Below are 12,748 nucleotides of genomic sequence, written 5' to 3'. Positions count from 1 at the left end.
CGTGAACGGCCTCAACACCATCCTGATCGTCGTCGGCCTCTTCCTGGCCGGCGGCGTCTACTCCTTCCAGAAGCAGCAGATGCCCAAGTCGGTCGTCGTCCTGCTCGCCATCGGCTCCGCGATGTGCCTCGCCGCCGGAGTCCTGCGGATCGAAGGTATCTGGGCATGAGCGCAGCCAACCCCACCAAGACCGTCGTGGTCTTCGACTACGGCTTCGGCAACGTCCGCTCCGCCGAACGCGCCCTCGCCCGCGTCGGCGCCGACGTGGAGATCACCCGCGACTACGACAAGGCCATGGACGCCGACGGACTCCTCGTCCCCGGCGTCGGCGCCTTCTCCGCGTGCATGAAGGGCCTCAAGGACGCCCGCGGCGACTGGATCATCGGCCGCCGGCTCTCCGGCGGCCGCCCGGTCATGGGCATCTGCGTCGGCATGCAGATCCTCTTCGAACGCGGCATCGAGCACGGCGTCGAGACCGAGGGCCTCGACGAGTGGCCCGGCACGGTCGGCCCCCTCAAGGCCCCCGTCGTCCCCCACATGGGCTGGAACACCGTCGACGCCCCCGCCGACAGCCAGGCCTTCGCCGGCCTCGACGACGACGCCCGCTTCTACTTCGTGCACTCCTACGCGGCCCACGACTGGACCCTGGAGGTCACCAACCCCAGGATCCGGGGCCCCAAGGTCACCTGGGCCACCCACGGCGAACGCTTCGTGGCGGCGGTCGAGAACGGGGCCCTGTGGGCCACCCAGTTCCACCCCGAGAAGTCCGGCGACGCCGGCGCCCAGCTCCTCACCAACTGGATCGAGACCCTCTGATGCCGAACACGCTTGAACTGCTCCCCGCGGTCGACGTCCGCGACGGCCAGGCCGTCCGCCTCGTCCACGGTGTCTCCGGCAGCGAGACCTCCTACGGATCCCCCCTCGACGCCGCCCTCGCCTGGCAGGCCGCCGGCGCCGAATGGCTCCACCTGGTCGACCTCGACGCCGCCTTCGGCACCGGCGACAACCGCGCCCTCGTCGCCGAGATCACCCGCGCCATGGACATCAAGGTCGAACTGTCCGGCGGCATCCGCGACGACGCCTCGCTCGCCGCGGCCCTCGCCACCGGCTGCACCCGCGTGAACCTCGGCACCGCCGCCCTGGAGACCCCCGAGTGGGCCGCCAAGGCCATCGCCGAACACGGCGACAGGATCGCCATCGGCCTCGACGTCCGCGGCACCACCCTCAAGGGCCGCGGCTGGACCAGCGAGGGCGGCGACCTCTACGAGACCCTCGCCCGCCTCGACTCCGAGGGCTGCGCCCGCTACGTCGTCACCGACATCGGCAAGGACGGCACGCTCACCGGCCCCAACCTGGAGCTCCTGCGCAACGTCTGCGCCGCCACCGACCGGCCCGTCGTCGCCTCCGGCGGCATCTCCTCCCTCGACGACCTGCGGGCCCTCTCCGACCTGGTCCCCCTCGGCGTCGAGGGCGCGATCGTCGGCAAGGCCCTGTACGCCAAGGCCTTCACCCTGGAAGAAGCCCTGAAGGTGGTCTCCGCATGAGCAGCGCCTCCGACATCCGCCGCATCTCCTCCGGCGGCCCCTACGAGGACGTCATCGGCTACTCCCGCGCCGTGCAGCTCCCGAACGGCCTCGTCCTCGTCTCCGGCTGCACCGCCGCCGACGCCGGCGGGCCCTACGACCAGACCGTCAAGGCCTTCGAGGTCGCCTTCAAGGCGCTCGCCGACGCCGGACTGGGACCGGAGAACGTCGTCCGCACCCGGATGTACCTCACGCACGCCCGGGACGTCGACGAAGTGGGCCGCGCCCACAAGACCCTCTTCGACACCGTCCGCCCCGCCGCCACCATGCTGATCGTCTCCGGCTTCGTCGACCCCGGCATGGTCGTCGAGGTCGAGGTCGAGGCGTACGGGGAGGTGGCGTGATGACCCTCGCCGTACGGGTGATCCCCTGCCTCGACGTGGACAACGGCCGCGTCGTCAAGGGCGTCAACTTCCAGAACCTGCGCGACGCCGGCGACCCGGTGGAGATGGCCAAGCTGTACGACGCCGAGGGCGCCGACGAGCTGACCTTCCTCGACATCACCGCCTCCTCCGGCAACCGCGAGACCACCTACGACGTGGTCCGCCGCACCGCCGAGCAGGTCTTCATCCCGCTCACCGTCGGCGGCGGCGTCCGCACCGCCGACGACGTCGACAAGCTGCTGCGCGCCGGAGCCGACAAGGTCGGCGTCAACACGGCCGCCATCGCCCGCCCCGAGCTCATCCAGGAGATCGCCGAGCGCTTCGGACGGCAGGTCCTCGTCCTGTCGGTGGACGCCCGCCGCACCGCCGACGGCTCCTTCGAGGTCACCACCCACGGCGGACGCCGGGGCACCGGCATCGACGCCGTCGAGTGGGCGCACCGGGCGGCCGAGCTGGGCGCCGGGGAGATCCTGCTGAACTCCATGGACGCCGATGGCACGAAGGACGGCTACGACACCGAGATGATCGCGGCCGTGCGCAAGCACGTCACGGTCCCGGTGATCGCCTCCGGCGGCGCGGGGCGGCTCGGGGACTTCGCCCCGGCGATCGAGGCGGGTGCGGACGCGGTGCTCGCGGCGTCGGTGTTCCACTTCGGCGACCTGCGGATCGCCGAAGTGAAGTCGGCCCTCGCCAAGTCGGGCCACCCGATCCGCTGACCCCTCCCCTCCCGGGGGGAGGTGCGGGCCGTTTCCCGTCTGCGGCCCGGCCACCGGGCCGCAGACGGGAAACGGCGGTCAGATGCCCAGGGCCGCCACCGTCAGGGCCGCCACCGCGTCCTTCTCGCCGTCCAGCGTGACCGCCGCCGACGCCTGCCGCCCGAAGCAGAACAGCGTCAGCTCACCCGGCTCGCCCGTCACCGTCACCACCGGCGCACCCTTGTGAGCCACCGCCGTCTGCCCGTTCGGGCGCCTCAGCACCAGGCCCACCGGCGAGCGGCGTCCCGTCAGGCGGGCCAGCTTCTCCAGCCGTGACCACAGCGCGTCCGAGAAGACCGGGTCCAGCTCCCGCGGGGACCAGTCCGGCTGCGCCCGCCGGACGTCCTCGGCGTGGACGTAGAACTCCACCGCGTTCGCCGCTTCGTCGATCTGCTTCAGCGCGTAGGGGGACAGCCGCGGCGGCCCGGTCCGGATGAGCTGGATCAGCTCCTCGTACGGCTTGGCCGTGTATTCCGCCATGGCCTTGTCCAGGCGGGCCTTCAGGACGCCCAGCACGAGCCCGCCCGCCGCGTCCGGCCGCCGCTCCCGCACGACCACGTGCGCGGCGAGGTCGCGACAGGTCCAGCCGTCGCACAGCGTGGGGGCCTCCGGACCGGCCGCCTCCAACAGGTCCGCCAGCAGCAGGCGTTCACGCTTCGCATGGGTAGACATGCGGGCCAGCCTACGGCCGTATCGTGCGGGACGCCCGCCCATCCTGCGGACATGGATCATTCCGCCCGTCCGCGCCCGGCACAATGGCTGCATGAGTACGTCCCCCCGCCCCGACCGCCTCGACCCCGCCATCGCCGCGCGCCTCAAGCGCTCCGCCGACGGCCTGGTACCGGCCATCGCCCAGCAGTACGACACCGGTGAGGTGCTCATGCTCGGGTGGATGGACGACGAGGCCCTGCACCGCACCCTGACCACCGGCCGCTGCACGTACTGGTCCCGCAGCCGTCGGGAGTACTGGGTGAAGGGGGACACCTCCGGCCACTTCCAGCACGTCAAGTCCGTCGCCCTCGACTGCGACGGCGACACCGTGCTCGTCCGGGTCGACCAGGTGGGCGCCGCCTGCCACACCGGGGCCCGCACCTGCTTCGACGAAGACGTCCTCCTCCGCGCAGCCGACTAGTAGGGGCCCCTCGATGGATCTTGAGACGTTCCGCAAGCTCGCGGCCGACCGCCGCGTCATCCCCGTGAGCCGCAAGCTGCTCGCCGACGGGGACACCCCCGTCGGGCTCTACCGCAAGCTCGCCGCCGAACGCCCCGGCACCTTCCTCCTGGAGTCCGCGGAGAACGGCCGTTCCTGGTCCCGGTACTCCTTCGTCGGGGTGCGCAGCGACGCGACCCTGACGGCCCGGGACGGCCGCGCCCACTGGATCGGCACCCCGCCCGTCGGCGTACCCACCGACGGCGACCCCCTGGAGGCCCTGCGCGCCACCGTGGAGGCCCTGCACACCCCCCGGGACCTGGCGGGGGAGATGCCGCCCTTCACCGGCGGCATGGTCGGCTACCTGGGCTACGACATCGTGCGCCGCCTGGAGCGCATCGGCGAGCACGGCAGCGACGACCTGAAGCTGCCGGAGCTGACGATGCTGCTCACCTCCGACCTCGCGGTCATGGACCACTGGGACGGCACCGTCCAGCTGATCGCGAACGCCATCAACCACAACGACCTCGAGTCCGGGGTGGACGAGGCGTACGCGGACGCGGTGGCCCGCCTCGACGCCATGGAGGCGGACCTGGCGCGTCCGGCCCCGTACGTGCCGGCCCCGCTGCCGGCCTCCGAGCTGCCCGAGTTCTCCGCGCTCTGGGGCGGCGAGAAGTACCAGGCGGCCGTCGAGGACATCAAGGAGCGCATCCGGGCCGGCGAGGCCTTCCAGGTGGTGCCCTCGCAGCGGTTCGAGACCCCGTGCCGGGCGTCCGCGCTGGACGTCTACCGGGTGCTGCGGGCCACCAACCCGTCCCCGTACATGTACCTCTTCCGGTTCGAGAACGGCTTCGACGTGGTCGGGTCGAGCCCGGAGGCGCTGGTCAAGGTCGAGGACGGCCGGGCCATGGTCCACCCGATCGCGGGCACCCGGCACCGGGGCGCGACCCCGCAGGAGGACAACGACCTGGCCGAGGAGCTGCTGGCCGACCCCAAGGAGCGCGCCGAGCACCTGATGCTCGTCGACCTGGGCCGCAACGACCTCGGACGGGTCTGCGAGCCGGGGTCGGTGGAGGTCGTCGACTTCATGTCGATCGAGCGCTACTCCCACGTCATGCACATCGTCTCGACCGTGACGGGGCGCGTGGCCGAGGGGAGGACGGCCTTCGACGTGCTCACCGCCTGTTTCCCGGCCGGCACGCTCTCCGGTGCGCCCAAGCCGCGCGCCATGCAGATCATCGAGGAGCTGGAGCCCTCCCGCCGCGGTCTGTACGGCGGCTGCGTGGGCTATCTGGACTTCGCCGGGGACTCCGACACGGCCATCGCCATCCGTACCGCGCTGCTGCGTGACGGGACGGCGTACGTGCAGGCGGGCGCCGGTGTCGTCGCCGACTCGGTGCCCGAGCTGGAGGACAACGAGTGCCGCAACAAGGCCGCCGCGGTGCTGCGCGCGGTGGGAGCGGCGAACCGCCTCGGCGGCTCCTGAGGGCGTAGGGGATAGTGGGGTGCGTGAGTGCCGTACCCCCGCCCCGAACCGAAGCCGACGAGCCCGAGGCTCCCGACAGCCGCAGCAGCCGCCGCAGCGTGGCCGTCGCGCTGCTGCTCGGCGCGCTCGGCGCCACCGTCGTCCTGCTCGCCTCCGGCCGGGTCTGGGCCCGGGGCACCGCCGCGATCGGCGGTGACTCGCTCCCGCTGGCCGCGGACGGGCGGACGGTCACCGGTCTGCCGGCGGCCCTGGCCATCGTGGGCCTGGCCGCGCTGGTAGCCGTCTTCGCCGTCCGGGGCAAGGGGCGGCTGCTGGTGTCCGGACTGCTGGCGCTCAGCGGCCTGGGCGCCGGCCTGTCGGCCCTCTTCGGGGCGGACGGCCGCCGGGCCCTGGACGCGGAGGCCGCCCGCACGACCGCGGACACCGCGGCGCACGTGGCCGGCCTGACCCAGACGACTTGGCCGTACGTGACGGCCGCCGGCGCGGTCCTGCTGCTGGCCTCCGGGCTGCTGGCCCTGCGCTTCGGCAAGGGCTGGCCCTCGATGGGCGGCCGCTACGAGCGTGACGGAAGTCCCCGTCCGCGCACCGCCGCGGCGGTGGATCCCGACCGGCCGGAAGATCTGTGGAAGGCCCTGGACCGCGGTGAGGACCCGACCGGGGATTCCCGCGCCGACCGGTCCCGCTGACCGGACCCCCCTGGTGGGCGGAGCCGCCCGGTGCGGGACAATGGCACCGAGCGTCCGACACGGACCGCACGTTCGACGAAGCAGTGCGACAGAGCAACGAGGAGCAACTCATGGCGGGCACTAGCCACGGACACACCCCGGCCGCCTGGACCGGTGTCATCATCGCCTTCATCGGTTTCTGCATCTCCGGCGCCTTCATGGTGCTCGCCAACCCGCTCGGCTTCTGGGCCGGAATGGTCGTCGTCGCGGTCGGCGGTGTCGTCGGCCTCGCGATGCGGGCCGCGGGCATGGGTGCGCCGAAGGCCGCGCACAAGGACCTCGCCGAGGTCATCGCAGCCTCCAAGGTTCCCGCCAAGGCCTGAGCGCGGAGCGGAAACAGCCGAAAGGCGTGGCCCCGCCGGGCTGCGCCTTTTGTCATGAGCGGAGAGAATCAGCGGGTGGACGCCCCCCGTACCCCCGACGCCCGTCCGGTGACGCCCCCCGGACGGCCCACGGCCCCCGTGCCGACGCAGGCGGCGGCGCCCGCGCCGTCCCGGGCGAGGCGGCTGGCCGCCCCCGTGCTGTACGTGGCCGGTGCCGTCGCCGCCTTCGCCTACGTGGGCACCGTGGACCCGAACGAGCCCGGCCACTACCCGGTCTGCCCGCTGCTGCGGCTGACGGGCGTGCTGTGCCCGGGCTGCGGTGGTCTGCGCAGTGCGCACGCGTTCGCCCACGGCGATCTGGCCGCTGCTTTCGGGTCGAATGCGCTGGCCGTCGTCGGCTACTTCGTCTTCGCGGGTTTCATGGCCGTCTGGCTGGTTCGGGCCTTGCGCGGCGGACCCGTGCCGAGGGTCGTGCTGCGTCCTGCCTACTGGTGGGCCCTGGGCGCCGTGGTACTGGTTTTCGCCGTTGTCCGAAATCTCTCTTTCGGCTCCGCGCTGGCGCCCTGATCCCGCTGCGGGGCCCGTAAGAAGCCCGTATTCCGCATGTCCAGTTACTGGGACGCCGTCAACCGGGTGCGGAGGGCGACGCCCCGGGCGGATACCATTTGAGTGCTGACCTTGCAGTTGTACGTGTCTGCAGGGCGGCCGACCGTCATCGACCCGGAAGGGGGCCGCTCGCGTGAGTGTGCTCGACGAGATCATCGAAGGGGTCCGCGAAGACCTTGCCGAACGGCAGGCCCGCGTGAGCCTCGACGAGCTCAAGGAGCGTGCCGCCAAGGCGCCCCAGGCCAAGGACGGCGTCGCGGCCCTGCGCGGCGACGGCGTCAAGGTGATCTGCGAGGTCAAGCGCTCCAGCCCGTCCAAGGGCGCGCTGGCCGCGATCGCGGATCCGGCCGGGCTCGCCGCCGACTACGAGGCCGGCGGTGCGGCTGTCATCTCCGTCCTCACCGAGCAGCGCCGCTTCGGCGGCTCGCTCGCGGACCTGGAGGCCGTCCGCGCCCGCGTGGACATCCCTATCCTCCGCAAGGACTTCATCGTCACGGCGTACCAGCTGTGGGAGGCCCGCGCCTACGGCGCCGACCTCGCGCTGCTGATCGTCGCGGCCCTGGAGCAGGAGGCCCTCGTCTCCCTCATCGAGCGGGCCGAGTCCATCGGTCTGACCCCGCTCGTCGAGGTCCACGACGAGGAGGAGGTGGAGCGCGCGGTCGCCGCCGGCGCGAAGATCATCGGCGTGAACGCCCGCAACCTCAAGGACCTCAAGGTCGACCGCTCCACCTTCGAGCGCGTCGTCGGGGAGATCCCGCCCCACATCGTGAAGGTCGCCGAGTCCGGCATCCGCGGACCGCACGACCTGATCGCCTACGCGAACGAGGGCGCCGACGCCGTCCTCGTCGGCGAGTCCCTGGTGACCGGCCGCGACCCGAAGGCGGCCGTCGCCGACCTCGTCGCCGCCGGGGCCCACCCCGCCCTGCGCCACGGGCGGAGCTGACCCGTCCCCATGACCCCCGACCGACCCTGCGTCCGCACGCAGCCCGCGCCGCCGGCACCCCGCCGCGGCCAGGGCGGCGTGCCGACGGCGTACGCGCCCCTGGCGCGCGGTTGCCGCCCCCGCGGCTGCCGCGCCCCGGCCCGGCGCGTCCACGGTCGCCGGGTCCGGTACGTGATCGGCTCCGAGCCCGGCCAGGTCAACGGGATGCGATGGCGCCCGGGAGGCGCGCCGTAACGAGGGCTGCCCGGCCCGGTACGCGAGACGTACCGTGCCGTGGGGCGGTCCCGTACGGTCCGCTGCCCGGGCCGTCCGGCTCCGGGAGCGGGCCGCTCCGTACCGTACGCACGACATCCCCCTGCGGGATGTGCGCGCACGGGCGCGGGCGGCGCCATACGGTGAATCCAACCCGCCGCATCTCGCACCCGTAGGAGCACTGGACATGTCCAGCGAGTTCTTCATTCCGGACCCGGAGGGTCACGTCCCCAACGCCGAGGGTTACTTCGGCGACTTCGGCGGCAAGTTCATCCCGGAGGCGCTGGTCGCCGCCGTGGACGAGGTCGCCGTCGAGTACGAGAAGGCCAAGGGCGACCCCGCCTTCGCGGCCGAGCTGGGCGACCTGATGGTCAACTACACCGGCCGCCCCAGCGCCCTCACCGAGGTGCCCCGCTTCGCCGAGCACGCGGGCGGCGCGCGGATCTTCCTCAAGCGCGAGGACCTCAACCACACCGGCTCGCACAAGATCAACAACGTGCTGGGCCAGGCGCTGCTCACCAAGCGCATGGGCAAGACCCGGGTGATCGCCGAGACCGGCGCGGGCCAGCACGGCGTGGCCACCGCCACCGCCTGCGCCCTCTTCGGCCTCGAGTGCACCATCTACATGGGCGAGATCGACACCCAGCGCCAGGCCCTCAACGTCGCCCGCATGCGCATGCTGGGCGCCGAGGTCATCGCCGTGAAGTCCGGCTCCCGGACGCTCAAGGACGCGATCAACGAGGCGTTCCGCGACTGGGTCGCCAACGTGGACCGCACCCACTACCTCTTCGGCACGGTCGCGGGCCCGCACCCCTTCCCGGCGATGGTCCGCGACTTCCACCGCGTCATCGGCGTCGAGGCCCGCCGCCAGATCCTGGAGCGTGCCGGACGGCTCCCCGACGCCGTCGCGGCCTGCGTCGGCGGCGGCTCCAACGCCATCGGCCTCTTCCACGCCTTCATCCCGGACGCCGGCGTCCGCCTGGTCGGCTTCGAGCCCGCCGGCCACGGCGTCGAGACCGGCGAGCACGCGGCCACGCTCACCGCGGGCGAGCCCGGCATCCTGCACGGCTCCCGCTCCTACGTCCTCCAGGACGAGGAGGGCCAGATCACCGAGCCGTACTCCATCTCGGCCGGTCTGGACTACCCGGGCATCGGCCCGGAGCACTCCTACCTCAAGGACGTCGGCCGCGGCGAGTACCGCGCCGTCACCGACGACGCGGCCATGCAGGCCCTGCGCCTGCTCTCCCGCACCGAGGGCATCATCCCGGCGATCGAGTCCGCGCACGCCCTCGCCGGCGCCCTGGACCTGGGCAAGGAGCTGGGCAAGGACGGCCTGCTGGTCGTCAACCTGTCCGGCCGCGGCGACAAGGACATGGACACGGCGGCCCGCTACTTCGGGCTGTACGACACCGACGGCGAGGTCGCCGACAACGAGTTCTCCGAGGGGGACGACAAGTGAGCTCCACGCACGGACGCGGCAACGTCGAGCTGCTGAGCGCCACCCTCGCCAAGGCCAGGTCCGAGGACCGGGCCGCCCTCGTCGCCTACCTCCCCGCCGGCTTCCCGACCGTCGACGGCGGCATCGAGGCCGCCAAGGCGGTCCTCGCGGGCGGCGCCGACGTCGTCGAGATCGGCCTGCCGCACAGCGACCCCGTCCTCGACGGCCCGGTCATCCAGACCGCCGACGACATCGCCCTGCGCGGCGGCGTCAAGATCGCCGACGTGCTCCGCACCGTGCGCGAGGTCCACGAGGCGACCGGCGCGCCGATCCTGGTGATGACGTACTGGAACCCGATCGACCGCTACGGCGTCGAGCGGTTCACGGCCGAGCTGGCGGCGGCGGGCGGCGCCGGCTGCATCCTGCCCGACCTGCCGGTCCAGGAGTCCGCGCTGTGGCGCGAGCACGCCGCGAAGCACGGTCTCGCGACCGTCTTCGTCGTGGCGCCGAGCAGCAAGGACGAGCGGCTGGCCACCATCACCGCGGCCGGCTCCGGCTTCGTCTACGCGGCCTCCCTCATGGGCGTCACCGGCACCCGCGAGTCCGTCGGCGACCAGGCCGCCGACCTGGTCCGCCGGACCCGTGCCACCAGCGAGCTGCCCGTCTGCGTGGGCCTCGGGGTCTCCAACGCGGCCCAGGCCAAGGAGGTCGCCGCCTTCGCCGACGGTGTGATCGTCGGCTCGGCCTTCGTGAAGCTGCTCCTGGACGCCCCGGACCTGCCGTCCGGGCTGGACGCCGTACGGGAGCTTGCGGGCGGGCTTGCGGAAGGCGTACGCAGGAGCTGAGACAAAACGGACGCTCGATCGGGTTCTGTAGTCCGATCGGGTGGAATGGCGAGCAGGGAGGCACGCGAGTGCCTCCCTGCTTCGTTTGGCGGAGCGTGAGCGACAAGAACGACGGTGCGAACCGCGATGCGACGAAACGATCGGCCCGGGAACGACTCCAAGCGGAGCGCGAGCGGCAGAAGACCCGGGACAAGCGCCGGCGGACCCTCATCGTGGCGGCGGCGGTGGTCGGCGTCCTCGGTCTGGCGACCGTCGTCGGCGTGATCGCGGCCAACACCGGCAAGGACAGCAGCGCCAAGGGCGGGCCGGTCGTCGCCCCCTCCGGGGCCACCGGCAAGGACGCGCTAGCGATCCAGACCGGCAAGCCGGAGGCCAGGTCCACCCTCACCGTCTGGGAGGACTTCCGCTGCCCGGCCTGCAAGGCCTTCGAGGACAACTACCGGGACACCATCCACGAGCTGGAGGCCAAGGGCCTGCTCAAGGTGGACTACCACCTGGTCACGCTCATCGACGGGAACATGGGCGGCAGCGGCTCCCTCAAGGGCGCGAACGCGGCGGCCTGCGCCCAGGACGCCGGGAAGTTCACCGAGTACCACGACGTCCTCTTCCAGAACCAGCCGGAGGAGGTCGACGACGCCTACGGCAAGAACGCCAAGCTGCTGGAGCTCGCGGCCAAGGTCGACGGCCTGGACACCCCCGCGTTCCGCACGTGCGTCGAGGAGGGCACGCACAACAGCTGGGTCGCCAAGTCGCAGGAGGCGTTCCGTGAGGGGAACTTCCGCGGCACCCCGACCGTGCTGCTGGACGGCAAGGACATCTTCTCCGACCAGGCCAACCCGCTGACCCCGCAGAAGCTCAAGGAGCAGGTCGAGGCCGCGGCCAAGGGCTCCGGCGGGGCGGGCGGCGCCAAGGGGACCGCGAAGGCCTCACCGTCCGCCTCCGCCTCCGCTTCGGCCTCCGCCTCGGCCACGTCCTCCGCGAGCGGGTCCAGGGGGGACGGGAAGTCCTCCCCGTCCGCCTCCCGCACCGCCACGGAGGGGACGGCGCGCAGCTCCACGGGCGGGTCCTCGGGGGACTGACTTCAGCCGATCCATGTGTGGATTTGGTTTCGACCCTGCCGGGCGGGTTGCGGTACGCACCGCCCGGCAGGGTAGCGTCATGTCTGCCATGGACATTGCTTACATCCCCAGTCCGTCGACCGGCGTGATCCATCTCGGACCGATCCCGCTCCGCGGCTACGCGTTCTGCATCATCATCGGCGTCTTCGTCGCCGTCTGGCTCGGCAACAGGCGCTGGATCGCCCGCGGCGGCAAGCCGGGCACGGTCGCGGACATCGCCGTGTGGGCGGTGCCCTTCGGTCTGGTCGGTGGGCGTCTCTACCACGTGATCACCGACTACCAGCTCTACTTCGGCGAGGGCCGCAACTGGGTCGACGCCTTCAAGATCTGGGAGGGCGGCCTCGGGATCTGGGGCGCGATCGCGCTCGGCGCGGTGGGCGCCTGGATCGGCTGCCGGCTGCGCGGCATCCCGCTGCCGGCCTGGGCGGACGCCCTGGCCCCGGGCATCGCGCTGGCGCAGGCCTGCGGACGCTGGGGCAACTGGTTCAACCAGGAGCTCTACGGCCGGGCCACCGACCTGCCCTGGGCGGTCGAGATCAGCGCCGGACCGAACCGGGACGCCGGCACCTACCACCCGACGTTCCTGTACGAGTCGCTGTGGTGCATCGGCGTCGCCGTCCTGGTGATCTGGGCCGACCGCCGCTTCAAGCTCGGACACGGACGGGCCTTCGCCCTGTACGTGGCGGCGTACTGCGTCGGCCGCGGCTGGATCGAGTACATGCGCGTCGACGAGGCGCACCACGTGCTGGGCCTGCGTCTGAACGTCTGGACCTCGATCGTCGTCTTCGTCGCCGCGGTGGTCTACTTCGTGCTCTCCGCGAAGCTGCGGCCGGGCCGCGAGACCGTCGTCGAGCCGGACGCCCCCGGCGGTGCCGGCAAGAAGGCGGCCGACGGAGCGGACCCCGCCGCGAAGGACGCCACGGACGCCGCGGACACGAAGGGTGCCCAGGACGTCAAGGACGTCAAGGACACCAAGGGTGCGAAGCCGGAGGGCAAGGCTGCCGCCGGTGCCGCCCTCGCCGAGCCCGCGGCGGCGGGGTCCGTGCTGACCAAGGACGAGCCCGCGAACAAGGACCTCGGCACGGCGCAGCCGGCCGGGGACAAGACGCCGGAGCCGGGCACGCGCTGACGCGCCGACCGC

The 12,748-nt window shown here is 72.5% G+C and carries 17 protein-coding genes; 16 read left to right on the top strand and 1 reads right to left on the bottom strand.

Annotated elements, in window-relative coordinates; genetic code table 11:
* The first annotated feature begins 1 nt into the window (after position 1).
* The 5 genes from ACPU2J_RS09390 to hisF are packed head-to-tail and all read left to right on the top strand — an operon-like array spanning position 2 to position 2,682.
* Complete coding sequence (locus ACPU2J_RS09390) at positions 2-169, top strand: hypothetical protein (RefSeq protein ID WP_361605422.1); 168 nt, start codon at positions 2-4, stop codon at positions 167-169.
* Positions 166-816 (top strand): imidazole glycerol phosphate synthase subunit HisH, encoded by a 651-nt coding sequence (hisH, locus tag ACPU2J_RS09385; protein WP_361605425.1) that lies wholly within the window; start codon positions 166-168, stop codon positions 814-816. The genes ACPU2J_RS09390 and hisH overlap by 4 nt, the downstream gene beginning before the upstream one ends.
* Positions 816-1,544 carry a bifunctional 1-(5-phosphoribosyl)-5-((5-phosphoribosylamino)methylideneamino)imidazole-4-carboxamide isomerase/phosphoribosylanthranilate isomerase PriA gene (gene priA / locus ACPU2J_RS09380; protein ID WP_361605428.1) on the top strand — a complete coding sequence of 243 codons (729 nt, stop codon included), beginning with the start codon at positions 816-818 and terminating at the stop codon, positions 1,542-1,544. Before hisH ends, priA begins: the two co-directional genes overlap by 1 nt.
* The gene (locus tag ACPU2J_RS09375) at positions 1,541-1,927 is read left to right on the top strand and encodes a RidA family protein (protein ID WP_423833067.1); all 387 of its coding nucleotides are present in this window, start codon (positions 1,541-1,543) and stop codon (positions 1,925-1,927) included. The genes priA and ACPU2J_RS09375 overlap by 4 nt, the downstream gene beginning before the upstream one ends.
* Positions 1,927-2,682, top strand: coding sequence for an imidazole glycerol phosphate synthase subunit HisF (hisF, locus tag ACPU2J_RS09370; RefSeq protein ID WP_365074395.1), 756 nt, complete (start codon positions 1,927-1,929; stop codon positions 2,680-2,682). Before ACPU2J_RS09375 ends, hisF begins: the two co-directional genes overlap by 1 nt.
* A 78-nt stretch (positions 2,683-2,760) precedes the next feature.
* On the opposite strand, the gene ACPU2J_RS09365 is transcribed toward hisF, so the two are convergent.
* Positions 2,761-3,393: a TIGR03085 family metal-binding protein gene (locus ACPU2J_RS09365; protein ID WP_361605437.1), complete on the bottom strand. Its 633-nt coding sequence runs from the start codon at positions 3,391-3,393 to the stop codon at positions 2,761-2,763.
* Positions 3,394-3,484: 91 nt separating this feature from the next.
* Here ACPU2J_RS09365 and hisI point away from each other — a divergent pair, with 91 nt between their 5' ends.
* The 11 genes from hisI (at position 3,485) to lgt (ending at position 12,736) form a co-directional block, all read left to right on the top strand.
* A complete protein-coding gene (hisI, locus tag ACPU2J_RS09360) occupies positions 3,485-3,853 on the top strand; it encodes a phosphoribosyl-AMP cyclohydrolase (protein WP_361605440.1) in 369 nt (122 codons plus the stop codon).
* A gap of 13 nt (positions 3,854-3,866) precedes the next feature.
* On the top strand, positions 3,867-5,357 hold the full coding sequence (locus ACPU2J_RS09355; protein ID WP_420081078.1) for an anthranilate synthase component I: 1,491 nt from the start codon (positions 3,867-3,869) through the stop codon (positions 5,355-5,357).
* Positions 5,358-5,371: 14 nt separating this feature from the next.
* Entirely contained in the window at positions 5,372-6,043 is a 672-nt protein-coding gene (locus ACPU2J_RS09350) for a TIGR02234 family membrane protein (protein ID WP_423833066.1), read from the top strand.
* A 110-nt stretch (positions 6,044-6,153) separates the two neighbouring features.
* Entirely contained in the window at positions 6,154-6,405 is a 252-nt protein-coding gene (locus ACPU2J_RS09345; protein ID WP_361605449.1) for an HGxxPAAW family protein, read from the top strand.
* A gap of 54 nt (positions 6,406-6,459) precedes the next feature.
* Positions 6,460-6,972 carry a DUF2752 domain-containing protein gene (locus ACPU2J_RS09340; RefSeq protein WP_420081080.1) on the top strand — a complete coding sequence of 171 codons (513 nt, stop codon included), beginning with the start codon at positions 6,460-6,462 and terminating at the stop codon, positions 6,970-6,972.
* Positions 6,973-7,144: 172 nt separating this feature from the next.
* Positions 7,145-7,954 (top strand): indole-3-glycerol phosphate synthase TrpC, encoded by an 810-nt coding sequence (trpC, locus tag ACPU2J_RS09335; RefSeq protein WP_030032547.1) that lies wholly within the window; start codon positions 7,145-7,147, stop codon positions 7,952-7,954.
* A gap of 9 nt (positions 7,955-7,963) precedes the next feature.
* Complete coding sequence (gene trpM, locus ACPU2J_RS09330; protein ID WP_420081081.1) at positions 7,964-8,188, top strand: tryptophan biosynthesis modulator TrpM; 225 nt, start codon at positions 7,964-7,966, stop codon at positions 8,186-8,188.
* Between the two features lie 205 nt (positions 8,189-8,393).
* Complete coding sequence (gene trpB, locus ACPU2J_RS09325; RefSeq protein ID WP_361605455.1) at positions 8,394-9,665, top strand: tryptophan synthase subunit beta; 1,272 nt, start codon at positions 8,394-8,396, stop codon at positions 9,663-9,665.
* Positions 9,662-10,489: a tryptophan synthase subunit alpha gene (gene trpA, locus ACPU2J_RS09320; protein ID WP_389076233.1), complete on the top strand. Its 828-nt coding sequence runs from the start codon at positions 9,662-9,664 to the stop codon at positions 10,487-10,489. The genes trpB and trpA overlap by 4 nt, the downstream gene beginning before the upstream one ends.
* A gap of 95 nt (positions 10,490-10,584) precedes the next feature.
* A complete protein-coding gene (locus tag ACPU2J_RS09315) occupies positions 10,585-11,568 on the top strand; it encodes a DsbA family protein (protein WP_423833065.1) in 984 nt (327 codons plus the stop codon).
* 88 nt (positions 11,569-11,656) lie between these two features.
* Complete coding sequence (lgt, locus tag ACPU2J_RS09310; RefSeq protein ID WP_420082462.1) at positions 11,657-12,736, top strand: prolipoprotein diacylglyceryl transferase; 1,080 nt, start codon at positions 11,657-11,659, stop codon at positions 12,734-12,736.
* The last annotated feature ends 12 nt before the right edge of the window (positions 12,737-12,748 follow it).

The organism is Streptomyces manipurensis (assembly GCF_049570255.1).
GTDB lineage: Bacteria > Actinomycetota > Actinomycetes > Streptomycetales > Streptomycetaceae > Streptomyces > Streptomyces manipurensis.
Note: the sequence above shows the minus strand (reverse complement) of the source record. Positions and strands in the feature narration are given on the sequence as shown.

Bases quoted from the DNA above. Each gene is read 5' to 3' on its own strand.
- hisH (WP_361605425.1), top strand. From the start codon at position 166: ATGAGCGCAGCCAACCCCACCAAGACCGTCGTGGTCTTCGACTACGGC.
- priA (WP_361605428.1), top strand. From the start codon at position 816: ATGCCGAACACGCTTGAACTGCTCCCCGCGGTCGACGTCCGCGACGGC.
- ACPU2J_RS09375 (WP_423833067.1), top strand. From the start codon at position 1,541: ATGAGCAGCGCCTCCGACATCCGCCGCATCTCCTCCGGCGGCCCCTAC.
- hisF (WP_365074395.1), top strand. From the start codon at position 1,927: ATGACCCTCGCCGTACGGGTGATCCCCTGCCTCGACGTGGACAACGGC.
- ACPU2J_RS09365 (WP_361605437.1), bottom strand. From the start codon at position 3,393: ATGTCTACCCATGCGAAGCGTGAACGCCTGCTGCTGGCGGACCTGTTG.
- hisI (WP_361605440.1), top strand. From the start codon at position 3,485: ATGAGTACGTCCCCCCGCCCCGACCGCCTCGACCCCGCCATCGCCGCG.
- ACPU2J_RS09355 (WP_420081078.1), top strand. From the start codon at position 3,867: ATGGATCTTGAGACGTTCCGCAAGCTCGCGGCCGACCGCCGCGTCATC.
- ACPU2J_RS09345 (WP_361605449.1), top strand. From the start codon at position 6,154: ATGGCGGGCACTAGCCACGGACACACCCCGGCCGCCTGGACCGGTGTC.
- ACPU2J_RS09340 (WP_420081080.1), top strand. From the start codon at position 6,460: ATGAGCGGAGAGAATCAGCGGGTGGACGCCCCCCGTACCCCCGACGCC.
- trpM (WP_420081081.1), top strand. From the start codon at position 7,964: ATGACCCCCGACCGACCCTGCGTCCGCACGCAGCCCGCGCCGCCGGCA.
- trpB (WP_361605455.1), top strand. From the start codon at position 8,394: ATGTCCAGCGAGTTCTTCATTCCGGACCCGGAGGGTCACGTCCCCAAC.
- lgt (WP_420082462.1), top strand. From the start codon at position 11,657: ATGGACATTGCTTACATCCCCAGTCCGTCGACCGGCGTGATCCATCTC.